Source organism: Ancylomarina sp. YFZ004 (genome assembly GCF_054254355.1).
Genome location: NZ_JBTCHQ010000009.1, coordinates 80,248 through 98,413, shown reverse-complemented (window position 1 = coordinate 98,413; position 18,166 = coordinate 80,248). Strand labels below are relative to the sequence as shown.

Here is an 18,166-nt window from a genome sequence, read left to right as displayed (position 1 = left end):
GCTTATTTATAAGGACAAAATAAGGTAAAACTCTTGAGAAACAAAACTTAAGATTCAATTAGAATTCACTTATATTTCAAACAAGTCTAGCCCGAAATATCTAATTTTCAAAACACAAAAGGCTTACTCTGTAAAAGTAAGCCTTAAATAATAAATACATTTAACAATTATATGTTCCAGACAAACAGACTTGTAGCTCACCTTTATTTACATATTAAAGATGAAATCTTATTTGAATCCAAATTACATAGATGCAAAAAATAGGTTAATATCTTTAGCCAAGATGCCAACACAATCTCCTAAACGCTGATTGGTTAATATACCTCTATAGATATAAGTTCCATTTCGTAATCCCATATCCGTTTTTAAGAATTGATGTAAGCCTCCATTATTAGCAATATGTAATAATAAAGGAGCACAAATATTACTCATGGCCAAGGATGCCGTTCTACTAACATGAGAGGCTAGGTTAGGTACACAATAATGAATTACACCATGCTTTCGGAAAACGGGATTTTCATGAGTTGTCATCTCCGAAGTCTCAAAGCACCCACCTTGATCAATACTCAGGTCAATGATAACAGAGCCTTCTTTCATTTCTTTAACCATATCCTCGGTAACAAGTGTTCCTGGCTGATTACCTTCGTAACGAAGTGCCCCAATAACAACATCGGCAGATTTTAGAGCTTTTGTTAAAACATAAGGGTGGAAAGTTGATGTGTGTACGCGCTGTCCTAAATGGTCTTCCAAACGTCGTAAGCGATACATAGAGTTATCAAAGACTTTAATACTTGCTCCAAGCCCCATAGCAGCTCTTCCTGCATATTCTGCTACTGTACCTGCTCCAAGTATAATAACCTCGGTTGGAGAAACTCCCGTTACACCACCTAAAAGGACTCCTTTGCCACCTTTACCTTTGCTCAAATATTCACCAGCAATCATAACGGCTGATATCCCAGCAATTTCACTCATGGAACGAACAACAGGAAAATGGTTATCTCTATCTTTCAAATACTCAAAAGCAATTGCAGTGACTTTTTTCTGCATTAATTTCCTGATATCTTCAGCACATTGGCAATGTACTTGAAGTGCCGACATGATAATTTGATTTCCCTTAAGCATATCTATCTCGTCAGATGATAGAGGCGAAATCTGTAAAACAACATCACATTGGTATATCTCTTCTTTTGTTTTAACAATTAAAGCTCCATTCTCACTATATTCCCTATCAGTATAATTCGAAGCAAGTCCAGCTCCTTCTTCAATTAGAATTTCGTGTCCGTTATTAACTAACATCTCAACGGTTAGTGGTGTCAAACAAATTCGATTTTCACCTCTATAATCCTCACGAGGAAGACCAATGACCAACCTCTTCCTACTCTTCTCTATTTCTAAAAGTCTCTCCTTTGGATGATAAAATTCATAACCAATAGGGAAATTTTTAGGGGTATCACTCAAATTTGCCATAATCGTCATTTATACCATTAGTGTCTTCTTTAAAAATACAAGTTACAGTTTTTTTTCAGAGCCTAAGAGATTTTGATAATTTATAGAAATAAGAATGAATTAAAATGACGGAATACTAATTCATTTCAATTTGAATTGTTCGAGTTCCGTCTTCTTTTTCAGTGAAATTTAAATTGATAACATCTGAAGGTAAGATAGATTCTATACGCTCTGGCCATTCTATAAAACACATCGCTTTACTATAAAAATAGTCTTCGTAGCCAAAATCATAAGCCTCTTGAACATCTTCTATTCTATAAAAATCGAAATGATAAACAATCTTATCTTTCGGCGTATGGTATTCGTTTACAATAGCAAAAGTTGGGCTCGTAATTGTGTCCTCAACACCTAGCTCTTCACAAACAGCTTTTACAAAGGTCGTTTTACCAACTCCCATAGCCCCATACATAGCAAATACACGGCGTTCTCCCACCAATTCGATAAACTGCTTCGCTACAGAATTGATATCTTCAATCCTTTTTATTCTTAATTCATTCATTTTCACTTATACAAATCGTAATACAATTGTAGAAAAAGCATTTACTTTTTCCTAGGGCTTAAAGTTATTAAAGGAATTAACATTTCTTCTATCGAAATGCCTCCATGCTGAAATGTATTTTTATAATATGAACTGTAGTAATTATAATTGTTCGGATAAGCCAAGAAATCCTCTCCTGTGGCGAAGATGTAAGAAGAACTCATATTCATCTGTGGTAAATGAGCCTCTGAGGGTTTGGTAACTTCAAAAACGTGTTTGGGGTTGTAATTCAAATTTTTACCTTGCTTATATCTTAAATTGGTATTCGTCTGTCTATCACCAATCACTTTTACAGAATTCTGTACTCGAATAGCACCATGATCTGTTGAGATAACAAGCTTAATATTTTGCTCCGATAATTTCTTAATTAGTTCTAGTAATTGAGAATGTTCAAACCAGGAAGCGGTCAACGAACGATAGGCTGCCTCATCATTTGCCAATTCACGAATCATCTCACTTTCGGTACGTGCATGAGATAGCATATCCACAAAATTATAAACAAAGACATTCAACTGAGAATTCAAAAGTGTGCTTAAATTATCGAGAATTTTGGCTCCTGATTTTTTAGAACTAACCTTCTCATAATTAAATTTAACATCTTTAAACTTTCGCTTTAAATGCAATCCTATGAGTTCCTCTTCATGTAAATTTTTACTGCTATCTTCATCATCATTAATCCACAGTGCAGGGTATTGCTTTTGAATATCTAATGGCATCAAGCCTGAAAACATTGCATTCCGCGCATATTGCGTAGCAGTAGGTAAGATAGAACAATACATATCATCATCCTTCATTACAAAATACTCACTAATAATTGGATACAAGATTTGCCACTGATCCACACGTAAATTATCGATCAAAATAAAAACAACCTTATCCCCTTTATCTAAGAGCGGAAAAACCTTTTTCTTAAAAACATTGTGCGAAAATAAAGGCTTATCTATGGTATCGGAATTCATCCAATCCAGATAGTTTTTCTTTATATAGCGAGCGAATAAATTGTTGGCTTCGGATTTCTGCATCTTGAGTACCTCATCCATACCAGAATCTTCAATTCCAGCCAATTCAAGTTCCCAGAAAACCAGTTTTTTGTAGACTTGTTTCCAATCGTCAAAACTTCTGCAATCATTTATTTCCATTCCCAATTGTGAGAATCTGGACTGATAAGCAGAGGTGGTTTTTTCAGATACTAATCGCCTTTTATCTGTATTTTTCTTGATGCTAAGAAGAATTTGCTTCGGATTTACGGGTTTTATCAGATAGTCACTAATATGACCTCCAATTGCCTCGTCCATAATATCTTCTTCCTCACTCTTTGTTATCATGACAATGGGAAGGGTCAGATCAATCGCCTTTATTTCAGACAAGGCTTCCAAGCCTGACATACCAGGCATATTTTCATCCAACAAAACCAAGTCATAATGGGTATTGCGAACCATATCTATTGCCTCTGGGGCATTGTTGCAGGTTTCTACGATATAATCTTTTCCCTCAAGGAAAATAATATGTGGTTTTAATAAATCTATCTCATCGTCGACCCAAAGTATCTTAATTGCTTTCACGTACAAATCTTTTTAATGTTCTACAATTGGTAATTGTAATATTACCTTTAATATTCATCGTAGTAACAAGATTCTTTATGCTTTCAATTCCCCAACCTGTCCTACTTCATTAGTAACGTTCCTACCCCACAATATATTTCAACAAAAGCATTAAGAAAGCTTAATTTAAATAGCGTTTGCTAAAAAACTTCAAATACTCATCAGTATCAGTCAAATTTTTGAACATTTCAAAATTATCCTTCGATATAATAAAATTTCGATATCCTGATTTTTCAATCTTATCAAACAAATTTCTATTGGATATGATAGCTCGGAAATACATCATCGCTTGTTTCTTATTTCTCATATTAGAAACAACAATCATATTACGCTCTTCATCAAGTGATAAAAGTTCTGTTTTTAAAGTTTTTGTATTGTATTTCTTAATCCCATTTTCAACAGCTTTGCCATTAACACCTTCTTTTTTAAAGATTAGAACAAAATCGTGAGCTAGGTTAGCATTATATTGGTAAGGTCCATTATCAGTTTCGACGACTTTCGGTTTATCCTCTTGCTTTTTGATTGCCTTTTGAATGTAGTTCTCACTAAAAAAAGATAGATATTTATTCAAACTTCTATTCACAAAAAACTTCATAAAGTTCTTCTCACCAATCACAAAGCTCTCGTAATCGATTTGAGCTAGCTGATCAAACACCTTTTTATCTTTTGTAATTTGATTAAAATAATCCATTGCTGAATCCTGTGAACCTAGATTATTGACAATCACCATATGATGAGTTTCATCGTATTGTTCTTTTATAGCACGAAAATCCTTATCATGATTAAAAACATCATTCTTTAAGTCTATCACATTTACCTTACGTGAAGGCACTAATAGAATGAAGCGGTGATTATCCTTTGAGTCAATTTCAAAATTCTGATCACTTGTTTCTGCATCAATCAATTCCCCCTCTTGCTTTATCAATGCCGCTTTCTTCTGATAATAATGCTTCTTATAAAAACTCAAATATTCATCTATGAGTTCTTCCTTTTTCATTGTTTCAAAGTTTGATACCGATATTAAGAAGTTTTTATAAGGCACATTTTCCAAACCTCTATAAGCTTTATCTGATGCAATAATTTGATTAAAATAATTAAAAGCTTCGTCTTTATTCTTAAGCCCTTTAACCAAAATAATAACCTCATTTTTATTCAATGATAAGCGATCAGTTCTTAAGCTTCTTTTATTCTCAGCTCTGTTATAACGATCAATATTGAACATCGTTTTATTAGGATCGACTGCTCTTCTCTTGAATAACAGAACAAAGTAGTGCTCTTCGTCAGGTATGAATTTGAAATATTCTTTTTCTATATCTGATCCATATTTATCCCCATTTTTCATATCAAGTGCCAACTGATCTTCAATTCTCCAGTTAATCAACAAACGATTTTGTCGCGCCCTATTCATATCTTCCTGAGAATACTGTACAGGAACAGATCCTGCATTTAGAGTACTCAAAATACCACGAGATACTTCTTCAATTTCAGGGCTTGGTTTTGAATCAAGAAGCTCTTGAAGAACTGTTTTAAAATCTTCTACACTTTGTGTTCGTCCTATAGACAATGCTCTTAAGAATAAGTAATTTGATTCTAATTTCGAATCAGGATATTTCTTTAAACCTTGTTCGCAAATACGAACAACCTGCTCATAATAGAAATTCTGAAAAGAGTCATAGGCAGTTAGATACAAAGATTCAGCCTCCCTATTTTGAGCTTCAATTTTTGCCCAATAATTCGGATCATTTATTGCTTTTGCATAATCTGTATCAGCAAATTCGGTAAGAATTTTATTTTTATAATATTCTGATTTAGTAAATTCATTTCCTTGCTTATACAAGGAGTAGCATTGGTAATAAGCAGATAACAAATAAGGATTATTAGGGAAGCGTTTTAGCAAAACTTCCATAATTTCAATGGCTTTAGCTCTATCAGCCAATCGTTCTGAGTATACAAATGATGCCTCGTGTAAGGCCTCCATTATTTCTTGATTCGATTTCTCTAATAATTCATCTGTCAATGGTAAATCAACTAAATAGTACGATTTATTCTTACGATCCCCTTTATCGACAATAACTTTTGTATCTCCATCTTCATCAATAATATCAACATCTAAATTATCACCTGTAGCAATTGATTTGTTCTTTCGCCTCCAGTTATCCGAGAGTTTTCTTCTTCCCCATTTACGTTGAAATTCAGATTTACCTAGCCCAACTGTTGTAGGGTTATAGAAATACCAATTCCCTTGTGTCTGAGTTGAATTATTGGAGTTAAAATTTCCAACCATATTATTCTGAGTAAAGAACGTTTTATCAGCTCTATTCTCAGCTTCAGCTAGCCTTTTAGCTTCTTCTTTTTCTAGTTCTTTTTCTATTAAGCCACCTATCAAGAAATCTCTTTCTTTCTCACTCATACCTGCCACTCTCTGTAAACTATCTTCTCTTTCGATAATATTTAGATTGTTTACCAGATTGGTCAAATTACCCACTCTAAGTGATATGTTCATATAATTCGGATAATTCTGATCCAGGTAAACCATTGAACTATCATAACAGATCTGAGCTTTTTGATAATTCAGATCTGCAAAGTAATTATCGGCTAACTTGATGAATGATATTGCCTTTTGATTATCGTTGGCGACACTTTCTTTAGTCGAATTCCAATAATTCTCGATAGCTGTATTTTTATCTCCATCAATCATATCCATTTCTGCTAAAGCATAATAAATCTGATCTCTGTAATCAGCATTCTTCTGATCCTTAAGCATCTTATTTAGCTGCCTACGAATTTCAGGGCCATTACCAGAACCTGAGTATGTTAGCGCCTGCGATATTTTAGCATTAAAAGCCATCTCATAAGTAGAATGCAATTTTATTAAGCGTAGAAAAGCATCGGAAGCATTGTCAGATTGATCTAATTTAAGGTACAACTGACCTAAAATATAATAGTACTTCGCTTTAACATGTTTCGTACTTTGCAACTGAATTGCAGAGCGTAGGTTCGAGATCGCAGCCAGGTAATCTTTCTCTCGAATACTGATATCAGCAAAAAGTGCTGCAATTTCCAATCTGTTTTTTTTAGATAATTTAGGTAAAGCACTCACCTCTTCAAGCAAAGCAATCGCTCCTGAATAATTCTCCTGATCGATTTGACATCTGGCTAATTCAATCTGAAACAAATGCTTTATTTTCGATTTTGGGAAATCTTTCAAGCCTTGTTCCAGAACTTTTTCGGCTGTTCTATAATCTGCTTTATAAAACTGACCTCTACCAAGTAGTAAGTAACAATCCTCTATCCAACTATTAAATTCTTTTTTCTTACGAAATTCCTTATACTTATCAGATTGTTTTACTTTTTTACGTTTAGGTTTTCTAGTAATCGAATGCAATTTTATAGCCTTGGTAGCTTTATCAATGGCATTATCTATATCACCAGCAGCTATAGCTCGTGCGTTAATATCCTGATAATCAAAAACGGGTAGGATCTTGGTATAATTGTATTCAATACCATTCTCAATCTTCTTTTTTCCAGCCTTTAGGCTTTCCTTTCCGTTAAAGAATACATTATAATGTGTAGTAAGAGCGTGGAACTTACGACTCACAAAGGTGTTTTTTTGGTTGGAGCAAGCAATTGAAAAGAGTACAATCGCTAGACTCAAAATTGCAATATTTAACTTTCTTTTATTCAAAGCAATTCTATTTTTGTGGGAAATACTAAAGGTTCAGAGACCTCAATAATCTGTTTTAAAATACGAAACAATATACAAATAGATTAGTTAGCTATCAGCCTTATAAACTAATTTTTATATAGCCTTAAGTATATCAGAATTCATTAAGCAGGTTTATATCTTATGAGAGTCTCCAATATTAAAGATTACGAAACAATGAGCTCCTCTATATAATCACCTTAAGTTTACTATCTGGTTTTAAACAGAAATGATCGTAATCAAGATTTGTAATCAAATTAACGCCAGGTTTTTTACCTACTTTAAAACTGCCTAAATGATCGAGACCTAAAGCAGTAGCACCATTTAAACATGCCCATTTGATTTGTTGCTCTAAACTTAAATCACCTATAGTCGTTTGTAAATACTTAAGCTCTTCAAAAACTGATAATTTAAGATGACTTTTTAAACTACCTGTCCCTATACAGAACGCTTTCTCTGAGGAAATATTGTTACAGAACAATCGACCCAAAACTGAAGTTGGGAATTCTGGAAACATCTTACTTATATTCATTTCAGATATATCCCTAATACTCAGTTTCGAATTCAATTTAAGATCATGACTTTTCATAGTCGGGAAAAAATCGGCTGCTCCTTTGGTTCCATAAGCTTCCAAATGGTTAATAGCCTTCTGTATTATCTGAGCATCGGCAGGTTCTCCCAATGATAATTCAGAAAGGTCACTAGAATTGATCAAATCCGTATGCATATCAGGCCATGACAAAAAAGTGAAAACATCAACAAAACCAGGCACAAGAACACCACTATAGTATTCTAAATCTTGTATTTCTTTAACTGACCCTTTTCTATCAATTAGTTCAGAAACAGAATCATCGTCATTCAAAACTAAGATTCCATTCTTCAATGGAGTTCCTGCGTTACTGATGATATAAGTGGCTGAAATTTTTCTCATTACTTCTTCAAATCTTCTTTATCTAGAATTTCCCTTGGCATATCCCTTTTTTGTAACTTCCTAGGTGCTTCCAATTCTTCATACCTATCGAACTCTTTTCTTCCAAATCGTTGCATTCTTACGATTGAATCCAGCCCTATAGAATCACGCTTTATTTGAGGATTAAAGATCATGATATCTTTCAGTTCAATATGCTGAGTGAAATTACTATCCAAATTACTCCAAGCAATTATACTGCCTCTTAACTCTTTAAAAGTAGAATCAGAGTACTCCAATTGAGTTTCGTATTTAACAAAGTCCTCTGATCGATCTATAGGAATAGAATCAAAATGAAGTCGTTCGCTTTGTTTCAGAGAATCTTCTTTCAAGAAATATGCCTTTAAGAATGGTTTCTCACTTTGATCATCCTTGAATCGTTTCACTGTGGCTCGAATTGTATAAATTCCTGTTTCTGTAACAGGAATTGAAAAACTAAGATCCTCAAGACGACCACGAGCTAAAAACAAATGTCTTCTTCCTTTCCATAAATTCACGGTATCGCGAACAACTAAAGAATCTTTCAAAGCTATACGAAACTGCGTTTCCATACGATTTAGAGAATCAATTACCCTCTCATAAATCTTATCATATAAATCAGAATTCTGAGCATAAAAACTCACACAAGAATCAAACTGAGCTGGCGAGATATTGTATTTTTTGTAGATCGAATTATAATAAAAACTCGGGCGATACTCTTTACCTCGAGAGACAATATTCTTTGAGGTTAGTACACCATCAGTTAAGTGAATGTCAAATAGAATTCGAGTAAAATCATCCTTTGACAAATACGTTTTCTCCTCTTCTTTAGAACAAGAGAATAAAAGTAGCGTTGCAAGAAGCAGAATTATTGATTGTTTATTCATAATATGCAGTACAGAATTTATCTTGGACAAAGATAAAAAATCAGTTCATAGAAACTTGTTTAAAATATTTAAATCGAAGCAATTCTGCCAGATATAAGTTATTAACTAAAGCTCCTTCTTTATCTTTTTAAAAAGATTAGATGCAAATACAAAATTATTTAAAGATTGGTTCTCTGTATCGAAAATTTCATCGCTTGAACCCTCCCAGGCTTTCACGCCTTTATTTATAAAAAGAATCTTCTCGCCTATCTCCATCACAGAATTCATATCATGCGTATTGATAATCGTTGTCATCTCGAATTCCTTGGTGATCTCTTGAATTAACTTATCAATCACAATAGCTGTAACTGGATCGAGACCCGAATTAGGCTCATCACAAAACAAATAACTTGGATTAAGAGCAATGGCTCTGGCAATGGCAACCCGCTTTTGCATCCCTCCACTAATCTCAGCTGGGTATAGTTTATGAGCCTTCTTTATATCTACTCGATCTAGACAAAAACTCACTCGTTCTCTTTTATCATCTTCGTTCATATCAGAGAACATATCAAGTGGAAATCGAACATTATCCTCAACAGATAAAGAATCGAAAAGCGCTCCTCCTTGAAAAACCATTCCCATTTCTTTCCGAATAAGCTTCTTTTCATTGAAGTTCATATTCGTAAAGTCGCGATTGTTATAAAAAATATGGCCATTATCGATTTCATGCAAGCCAATGATTGATTTCAATAAAACAGTTTTTCCTGAACCACTTTGTCCAATAATTAAATTCGTTTTACCAGCCTCAAATTGAATCGATATATCCTTCAATACATCTAAGTCACCAAAGGATTTATTGACGTTCTTCAGTTCTATCATTTCAATAAAATTTGAGTAAGAATCAAGTTTGCTAACAAAATAAGGATGCTGCTATTTACAACGGCCTTAGTACTCGCTCTACCAACCTCTAAAGCTCCTCCTGATACATAATAACCATAGAAAGATGGTACTGAGGTGATGATAAATGCAAAGACTAAAGTTTTAATCAATGAATAAGTTAAATAGTAAGGGATAAGCCCAAACTGAACACCATATATAAAATCGGGAACACTAACTGTATCGGCCATATAACTGGCTAACAAACCTCCCATAATTCCAACAAAAACACTTAATACATATAGAAATGGGTTAATAAATACGGCTGCTATAATTTTAGGTAGAACCAGATAACTTGCCGAATTCACACCCATTATTTCTAAAGCATCAACCTGTTCGGTAACTCGCATAGATCCAATTTCAGAAGCAATATTAGAACCAACCTTTCCTGCTAATATCAGACCTACTATTGTGGACGAAAATTCAAGTATCATCGATTCACGAGTTGTGTAACCGACCAGATAGTCTGGTAATAAAGGGTTCACCAAATTATAGGCCGTTTGGAGGCTGATTACAGCTCCCATAAACACAGAAATAATAACCACAATGCCAACAGAATTAACACCAAGTTTATATATCTCTTTGATAATTTGAGCAAAAAACACGCGCCCTCTTTCTGGTTTAGAGAAAACTCTATTCAGAAAAAGAATATATTGCCCTATACTTTCAATAAAACTCATAAGGTTTACATTTTATGATAAAAGTAACAATTATCCCTTAATTACCACCTAGAATGATAAAAAGCCAAACACCAGAAAACATTCAAATCTATTTTTGATATCAATAATTGAATGCGTAATTTTAGAGAAAGCAATTGTGTTTATTAATCACAACTTAGTTATTTAACACACTCAACGATGAATTCAAATATTTACTGCGTCATAATGGCAGGTGGTATCGGTTCCCGATTTTGGCCACTAAGTAAACAAAAAAGTCCGAAACAATTTCTTGACATCTTAGGGACTGGAAAAACACTTATTCAAATGGCTTTTGAGCGATTCAGTTCTGTTTGTCCTGCTGAAAACTACTATATCGTTACCAACGAACAATACAAAGATATCGTTCTGGAACAGCTTCCGAAGCTAAAACCTGAGCAAGTTCTTCTAGAGCCTATCATGCGAAATACGGCTCCTTGCATTGCCTATGCCAATTATAAAATAAAACAACGAGATGAGAATGCTCGTATTATTATTTCACCTGCAGATCATATCATCACTAACGAAATCGAATTTATTAATGTGATAACTGAAGGATTAGACTACGTGAAGGATACAAATAAGCTACTGACACTTGGTTTAAAGCCCAATCGACCAGAAACCGGTTATGGCTATATACAAGTAGAAAATAACACCGAAGATCTTGGCATTTCAAAGGTTAAAACCTTTACCGAAAAACCAAATTTAGATCTGGCTAAAATCTTTATGAAATCTGGAGATTTTTTCTGGAACTCAGGAATTTTTATTTGGTCACTTTCTGCAATAAATGACGCTTTTAAAACTTTCCTACCTGATGTAGATAGCCTTTTTGCTCAAGGAGAGAACATGACAGATAAAGCTTCAGAAAAGAGGTTTATCGATAAAATATATCCAGAATGCCCAAACATATCAATTGATTATGGCATACTAGAAAAATCGGATAAGGTCTATGTATTCTGTGCTGACTTCGGTTGGTCTGACCTGGGAACATGGAGATCACTTTACGATAGATCAAACAAAGATGAATCTGGAAATGCAGTACAAGGTGATCATGTCATGATTTACGATTCTGAAAACTGCTTAATTAATGTTCCCAAAGGAAAACTTGTAGTCGTTCAGGGAATGAATGATTACATCATTGTTGATAGTAAAGACACACTACTCATTTGCAAAAAGGAAAATGAACAGGACATTAAAACATTTGTCGGTGACATTAAAATTTCAAAAAATAAAAAATTCATCTAAAAAAAAAAGGAGCCTAAAGGCTCCTTTTTTTTGTTTTAAAATATCTTAATACTCCCAAAAATCATGTTCCATATTTAAGAGATCGTTCTTAATCTTTTCTGATTCCAACATGGTTTGAAGACCTACGGTATAAGATTCAATTGGACGGTTATCATGAACATTCGAAACTTGTGTAATATAACTAGAGAAACGTCTCTTCATAAACAAGTCATCGTAAGAGAATCTTCGTGCATCGTTAAATGGATTAAATACCTCGTGAGTTGCTAACAATTGTCTAGCCTCTGGGAAGAAAATCCAGAACATTTTCTTTTTACGTAAACCATCAAGTTCAGAATCACCATCTTTTACGTACTCACGAATAGGGCATAAACCAATAATTCGGACTTGTAAAGTTGAACTCTGCTTATCGAATAACCACTGTTCCTTTACCAAGTATTTGGTTACCTCATTAGTAGACATTGTTTTAGGAACAATCTTAGTTTCCATCAAACCTGTTTCTCTGTTCTGTTGTCTAACGGTATCTACGCCTGCTCCAAATTTATCTCGAATATCCTCAATAGTAAGTGGCGTTGTAAATTCGTCATCTTCAGTATCATAAGCTGTCAAACCTTCATTTTCAATACCAAACATAAAAAGGTCAATCAAACTGTATCGATCATCCATCGGTACAGTAGGATAATACATAGGCTGATTCATCTTTTCGCGCAGATTAATAACACGCCAAACTAATTTAGAGAAAATAACATCCGACTCACGTATGTGAGCATATGGAATGGGTCTCTCATTCTTAGTATGATCCTTAGAATAGATACTAGTAGGAGTTGTCTGTGCTTTTGATTGAGAAAAGCTTCCCATTATGATTAAACCGACTAATAAAAATATAATCTTTTTCATCCGTAAATAATTTTATGTCTGGGGCCGATTGCTACTCATTATAATGCGAGTAAGCTATCTAATTCTACATTAACTCAGTTTAGACATTTTGAATAAACCGATAATACTTAAAATCTCACGTTAAGAATTACTTAATTCTAAACGATATTGCAGGAAGATTACGAATTGAACCATCCGGTCCAACAGCCTTAATATCCTCTATATAAACTTTCCTATTCTTTCTTAAACCTTTCAGCAACTTAGTCTGAGCTGGCGTAAAATAATCAGATTTTGATTTTTCATCTCTTGTAAATCCTTTAACCTGTGTTGAAACCGTAAAACTCTTAATCTTGAATTTTAAGTCAAAATCAAAATTATCCATAACGGCATCAACACCAGTCTGCATCGCCAATAGATTCTTATTGATTAAACCTCCATTTTTACCTGCTACCATCGCAACAGGATCTGGAATTGGCTTTACTCTAAACTCAACTGATTTAAGTGTACGCCACTTTCCATCCATTCTCCCTTCAACCAACACATTTGCTAGTTTTCCTACCACTTTAGGAAGAGCAATATAACCTTTTCCTTTTTTAATAAGCTTACCATTATCTACAGTAGCTCTTATATTATCCATTGTAAAACCAGGAGCTGATACTCTAACAGGATTATCAACACCAGCATAGAATACATTCATTTTAGTTGGTGAAACAACAACCTGAGGCTCACTAACAATATATTCAGCTTCGAATGGAAAATCTTTAGTCTCTCCTGATGGTGTCGTATAATAAACAACACCACCCCATGATTTCTGTCCTAATTCAGTTTCTTTTCGGGTATAAATACCTCGCCCAGAATTCGCATCAAATTTTTTGATTTCACCACCACTATTTAAAGTAATCCTAGGATTCTGAGTGGTATCAATTGCAGCCAAAAAAACCTGAGCCTCGTAAGTATCACCTTTAAATACAAAATTCGATTTAGAAATAACTTCTGCCTTCAACTTATTAAAAGGAAAAGATTCTGCCTCAATCTGGTTAAACAAATATTTCACAGCATCCGATTCAACTGATCTAATATCCGTTTGAAGCTTTGATAAAAGAGTGACTGCACCAACCAAAGGGATATGAGCAAACTGTAAAGACTCCCAAGAATAATCAGGATCATCAGCTTTTTTCTTTGGTGGATCATCAGTATTTAAGGTCTCAGCAATTGCATGAGAAAATGTACTATCCTTTACAGGGATAAATCCTAGAATATGCTCTCTATAATCTGAGATTCGCTTCTTCAGCTCCTTTCCTTCACCACCCACAATCATTACCTGAGCAGCAACATCAATATTATCCTTCTTTTGAATAGAATCGATACGACCTTCTGGGCCATCTGCTATTTTAACGAGCTTTACCTTATAATTCTGTAACTCATCACACAATTCATCTGACATAGATCGAATTCCAATCGCCTTGTCATATGACTTCTGTACTTTATTGGTATTAGCACTTAATGCTTGTTCGAAATCATTGTATATAATTTGATTCTTTTCTTCAAAAGTTCGAACAGTTTGTGCTAAACCATTATCAATTATAGTAAAAGCATCTAATACTTCGTTAGATACATTTATAGCCAACATTGCAGTCAGGAATAAATACATCATTCCGATCATTTTCTGCCTTGGTGTTTCTTTACAATTCGATGCTCCCATATTAGCTTAAAATAGAAAACTTAGTCAGTATTAATTTTTATTCTTACTAATATCCAAAGCACTCAACATATTACCGTACACTGAATTCAATGCAGATAAACGTTCATTCAATGCCTCAGTTTCTTGACGATATACCTTTGTGTTATCAAGAGTCACATTAAGGTTCTCAACAATTTCATTGAAATTTTCTTGAACTCTTCGTCCTTCATCTATTTGATCATTAGAATGCTTCAATTGCAATTCAAACACAGAATTTAGAGAAGAAAGTTTTTCATTCAAACTCGACATAGACGCTGCATAATTCTGACCACTCTCAGAGATATGTGTGAAGTTGCCGTTTAAACTAGACTTAAATTCATCGTAGGTGTTCAATAACTTATCACCTGATTCTTGAACTTTATCAGAGAATTCTTGACCGTTACTTGAAACATTAGATGCCAATTGGCTGTATGATTGACTCAATTGTGTCGCCGATTCAGATATATTTTGAGAAGACGAATTATACGATTCGGAAAGAACGCTTACAGATTCACTCGCATTTCTTAATGTTTCAATATATCCCTCAGTGGCTACAGCAGCTTCTGACATATCTGAAATACGCTCTGCAGCATCAGAAAGCTTACCTAAACCTTGACTTAAATTTGTTAATTTATTTGAATCAATACTCACATTCTCTAGGAATGATTGTAATTCGTCTAAACCTTCAACCTGAAGACCACCTGCTCGTTCTCTAGGATCCAAACCAATCAATTCAGGATAAACCAAACTCCAATCTGGCTCTTCATGTGGTGGTTCAAAAGCTGAAAAGAAAAAGATGATCACCTCGGTAAGCATACCCACAGTTAGTAAGGTACCTGCATGTGCCCAGTGTTGGATTTTGAAAAGTGCACCCAAGAGTACAACAGATGCACCCCAACCGTACACATAACCCATAAATCTTTTCCACCTAGGAGATTCGACTAATTCGGTAATATTCATAATAACTTATTTAGGATATTATTAGTTTCAATTATTTGATATGACGAGTTCGAACACATCTAAATCCAATAAATGATTTAGCCGTATCTTGATATTCGTAACTAGAAACTCCACATTGAAGGAAGTAGCCAACATCTTTCCATGAACCACCTCTTACAACTTTTCTTTTTAAAGCTGGAGGATCACTTGGTAGTGCATTATACTGATAGTTTGGATTCATATCGTGCGTAAAGCTATATGCTGACTCTGCATAAACAGCAGATGTCCACTCAGCAACATTACCAGCCATATCGTAAAGGCCATAACCATTCGCCTCATAGGTTCCAACAGGTAAAGTAACATGGCCACCATCATCAGCATAGCTTCCTCTTAATGGCTTAAAATTAGCCAGAAAGCATCCCTTATCATTACGTGTATAATCACCTCCCCATGGGTATAGGTTTAGAGAAATACCCCCTCGAGCAGCGTACTCCCACTCTGTCTCTGTTGGTAAACGGTATTCTGGTACGGAATATTTTCCATATTTTCTTAGTGCAGAATTGTGGAATTCTGTTCTCCAACGACAAAATGCACGAGCTTGTTTCCAACTCACACCTACAACAGGATAATCATCGAATGATGGATGCCAGAAATATTGCTCTGCCAAGGGCTCATTGTAAGAATATGTGAAATCGTGAATCCAGCTTAAAGTATCTGGGTAAATATTCAATCTCTCTTTAATAATGAAAGATGATCTATCTTCAATGCTCTTTCGTCCACCCTGATAATCATCAACTAGTCCTTCGTATTCACCTGTTTCGTTGTTATAACGGTTTGATAAACGAGCAGCTTGTTTAAAATCTACCCATTGAAAAGAAAAGTTTAGTTTTCTAGCATCAATTTCTTTTCTGCTAGAGAATCTTTCGTGTTCAGGGACATACATTTCTTCAAGAAGTTCAGAATATTCCTCATTATCCCACTCAATTTCTTTATTCCAATTCAGTGTTGGAGGTTCAATAAGATTTCCATTCTCATCTTCAGTATTCAAGTATTCTTCAAATTGTTCACCTAATTTGGTTCTAGCTATTGAGTCACGTACCCACTCAACAAACTGACGATACTCATTATTTGTAATCTCAGTTTCATCCATCCAGAAAGCCCCGATAGAGACACGCTTCGATTGTGAATTTAATGCCCAGGTTGCATCCTGATCATTAATTCCTTGTGTAAAACTTCCACTAGGAATAAGAACCATACCATGAGGAATAGGTTCCATATATTTCCCTCTTTGAGAAGCTCCTACCAATTCGCCACCTTCGTTTCTACGACTGCAACTAGACAATGCTAATAGAAAAACAACTCCGATAAAAACAACAAATTTATTCATAACTCTATGATTCGTGCTATACACTGATTTTTAATACATTTTCTTCTACAAAAAGCGAATACTCTTATATTTCTGCTTTCGCTTAATTAGACTTGGTGTAAAATGATAAGCCAACATAAATTCTAAAGAAGGCTTCTTAATATCTGATACTGAAACATCATAAGCGACACCAATATCTAAACCATTCTTTAATAATATTCCGACTAAAAAAACAAAAGCGTCGTCTACTCTATAGGAAACGCCACCACGGTATTTTTTATTGTACACAACATTCGTATTGATATCATATTGTGTACTTATCGCATCTGTTTTAACAAAAAACGACGGTATAATATCAATCTGGTGGGTTAAAGCATGCTTATATCCCCCCATAAAGTAATAATGTCTATATAAATAGGTCTCAATACTTTCATTGTAAGCCACGTTTGGCTTATTGATATGAGTTGTTGATACACCTAAATATAATGTTTTACTTCTATAATAAAAGCCTAAACCTGCATCAAAAACCATTTTACTTGCATCAATGCTTCCTCCAGTTAAAAGATCATCTCCATCATCCAACGCTATCCACTGTCCTTTCAAAGCATTATTCTGTAATCCAACACTTAAACCTGCATTCAAAATACCATTAAATATTTTAAATTGATAAGCATATTGAAATTTTATATTGGTTTTGTTCTCAACACCTAACTTATCGCTCATTACTGTTAAACCCAAACCATGCATTTTATTCCCGATTTTTAATGGAATGTTTCCGTTAAAAGCCGTAGACACAGGCGCATCATCAAAGCCTATCCATTGCTGGCGGTTGATAATAGATCCTGTCATTCCATCACCAACTCCTGCAAATGCAGGATTAAAAGTGAGTAAGTTATACATGTTTTGACTGAACTGAGGATCTTGCTGAGCTTTAGACATAAAGCTTATCCCGACAGCCAATATGATGAAAAATATTTTTCTCATAAAAATAAAAACAGATTTTGTACTAATGATAATCTGGTTGTTGTAAAGTAAGTAATAATATCCATCTAAAACAAGCTTCATCAAAGTAGAGACTGCATTAGTCAAACAAAACACATATTTTACATGCAAACAAGCTAAATATAAAAATACAATTTTCTTTAAATTCTTCGTATTTGCTTGTCAATATAATACAAAAAAAAAGAATCCAACGAAATATATCGTTGAATTCTTAAGCTATTCAATATTTG

General features: G+C 34.2%; 14 protein-coding genes. 1 reads left to right on the top strand and 13 read right to left on the bottom strand.

The features are described 5' to 3' along the window. Positions 1-243: 243 nt before the first annotated feature. The 8 genes from ACXR6G_RS14335 to ACXR6G_RS14300 all read right to left on the bottom strand — a co-directional run bounded on the left by ACXR6G_RS14335 (position 244) and on the right by ACXR6G_RS14300 (position 10,776). Complete coding sequence (locus tag ACXR6G_RS14335; protein ID WP_458362129.1) at positions 244-1,467, bottom strand: alanine dehydrogenase; 1,224 nt, start codon at positions 1,465-1,467, stop codon at positions 244-246. A 115-nt stretch (positions 1,468-1,582) separates the two neighbouring features. Further along, positions 1,583-2,005 carry a tRNA (adenosine(37)-N6)-threonylcarbamoyltransferase complex ATPase subunit type 1 TsaE gene (gene tsaE, locus ACXR6G_RS14330; RefSeq protein ID WP_458362128.1) on the bottom strand — a complete coding sequence of 141 codons (423 nt, stop codon included), beginning with the start codon at positions 2,003-2,005 and terminating at the stop codon, positions 1,583-1,585. A 41-nt stretch (positions 2,006-2,046) separates the two neighbouring features. Next, complete coding sequence (gene porX, locus ACXR6G_RS14325; RefSeq protein WP_458362127.1) at positions 2,047-3,606, bottom strand: T9SS response regulator signal transducer PorX; 1,560 nt, start codon at positions 3,604-3,606, stop codon at positions 2,047-2,049. A 160-nt stretch (positions 3,607-3,766) separates the two neighbouring features. After that, positions 3,767-7,330 (bottom strand): type IX secretion system periplasmic lipoprotein PorW/SprE, encoded by a 3,564-nt coding sequence (gene porW, locus ACXR6G_RS14320; RefSeq protein ID WP_458362126.1) that lies wholly within the window; start codon positions 7,328-7,330, stop codon positions 3,767-3,769. Between the two features lie 205 nt (positions 7,331-7,535). Beyond that, a complete protein-coding gene (locus tag ACXR6G_RS14315) occupies positions 7,536-8,279 on the bottom strand; it encodes an amidohydrolase family protein (RefSeq protein WP_458362125.1) in 744 nt (247 codons plus the stop codon). Beyond that, entirely contained in the window at positions 8,279-9,181 is a 903-nt protein-coding gene (locus ACXR6G_RS14310; RefSeq protein WP_458362124.1) for a DUF4296 domain-containing protein, read from the bottom strand. The genes ACXR6G_RS14315 and ACXR6G_RS14310 overlap by 1 nt, the downstream gene beginning before the upstream one ends. A 105-nt stretch (positions 9,182-9,286) precedes the next feature. Then, positions 9,287-10,039 carry an ABC transporter ATP-binding protein gene (locus ACXR6G_RS14305; protein WP_458362123.1) on the bottom strand — a complete coding sequence of 251 codons (753 nt, stop codon included), beginning with the start codon at positions 10,037-10,039 and terminating at the stop codon, positions 9,287-9,289. Further along, on the bottom strand, positions 10,036-10,776 hold the full coding sequence (locus tag ACXR6G_RS14300) for an MlaE family ABC transporter permease (RefSeq protein WP_458362122.1): 741 nt from the start codon (positions 10,774-10,776) through the stop codon (positions 10,036-10,038). Before ACXR6G_RS14300 ends, ACXR6G_RS14305 begins: the two co-directional genes overlap by 4 nt. 177 nt (positions 10,777-10,953) lie before the next feature. Between ACXR6G_RS14300 and ACXR6G_RS14295 the strand changes: the two genes are divergently transcribed. Beyond that, complete coding sequence (locus ACXR6G_RS14295) at positions 10,954-12,036, top strand: mannose-1-phosphate guanylyltransferase (protein WP_458362121.1); 1,083 nt, start codon at positions 10,954-10,956, stop codon at positions 12,034-12,036. Positions 12,037-12,081: 45 nt separating this feature from the next. On the opposite strand, the gene porN is transcribed toward ACXR6G_RS14295, so the two are convergent. The 5 genes from porN to ACXR6G_RS14270 all read right to left on the bottom strand — a co-directional run bounded on the left by porN (position 12,082) and on the right by ACXR6G_RS14270 (position 17,918). Beyond that, positions 12,082-12,930: a type IX secretion system ring subunit PorN/GldN gene (porN, locus tag ACXR6G_RS14290; RefSeq protein WP_458362120.1), complete on the bottom strand. Its 849-nt coding sequence runs from the start codon at positions 12,928-12,930 to the stop codon at positions 12,082-12,084. 127 nt (positions 12,931-13,057) lie between these two features. Beyond that, the gene (gene porM, locus ACXR6G_RS14285; RefSeq protein ID WP_458362119.1) at positions 13,058-14,611 is read right to left on the bottom strand and encodes a type IX secretion system motor protein PorM/GldM; all 1,554 of its coding nucleotides are present in this window, start codon (positions 14,609-14,611) and stop codon (positions 13,058-13,060) included. A 30-nt stretch (positions 14,612-14,641) separates the two neighbouring features. Beyond that, positions 14,642-15,589 carry a type IX secretion system motor protein PorL/GldL gene (gene porL / locus ACXR6G_RS14280; RefSeq protein ID WP_458362118.1) on the bottom strand — a complete coding sequence of 316 codons (948 nt, stop codon included), beginning with the start codon at positions 15,587-15,589 and terminating at the stop codon, positions 14,642-14,644. 31 nt (positions 15,590-15,620) lie between these two features. Next, positions 15,621-16,955 (bottom strand): T9SS ring complex lipoprotein PorK/GldK, encoded by a 1,335-nt coding sequence (gene porK, locus ACXR6G_RS14275; RefSeq protein WP_458362117.1) that lies wholly within the window; start codon positions 16,953-16,955, stop codon positions 15,621-15,623. 45 nt (positions 16,956-17,000) lie between these two features. After that, a complete protein-coding gene (locus ACXR6G_RS14270) occupies positions 17,001-17,918 on the bottom strand; it encodes a PorP/SprF family type IX secretion system membrane protein (RefSeq protein ID WP_458362116.1) in 918 nt (305 codons plus the stop codon). Between the last annotated feature and the right edge of the window lie 248 nt (positions 17,919-18,166).